The sequence below is a fragment of the Citrobacter sp. TBCS-14 genome (assembly GCF_005280805.1).
GTDB lineage: Bacteria > Pseudomonadota > Gammaproteobacteria > Enterobacterales > Enterobacteriaceae > Citrobacter > Citrobacter gillenii.
The window spans coordinates 1-270 of sequence record NZ_SZWM01000344.1 but is presented as its reverse complement, the minus strand read 5'-3'; the positions used below and the strand labels follow the sequence as shown (position 1 = coordinate 270).

Annotated in this window: 1 pseudogene; it reads left to right on the top strand. The window is 55.9% G+C overall.

Annotated features, from left to right (window positions below):
- Nucleotides 1-270 (top strand): annotated as a pseudogene (locus tag FDX22_RS15420) (methyl-accepting chemotaxis protein II); the annotation flags it as partial.

The following is a 270-nucleotide window of genomic DNA, read 5'->3' as shown; positions in this document are numbered from 1 at the left end:
TTGAAGGTCGCAACGAAATGGGCCGACTGGCGATGGGGTTGGAAGAGATGCAACAGTCGCTGATTTCGACAGTCACTGCCGTACGCAATAGCTCGGAGTCAATTCATACCGGGGCAGCTGAAATATCCTCGGGCAACAACGACCTTTCTTCGCGCACCGAGCAGCAGGCGGCCTCGCTTGAGGAAACGGCCGCCAGCATGGAGCAGTTGACCGCGACAGTGAAGCAGAATACGGACAATGCGAAACAGGCAACCCAATTGGCGAAAAACG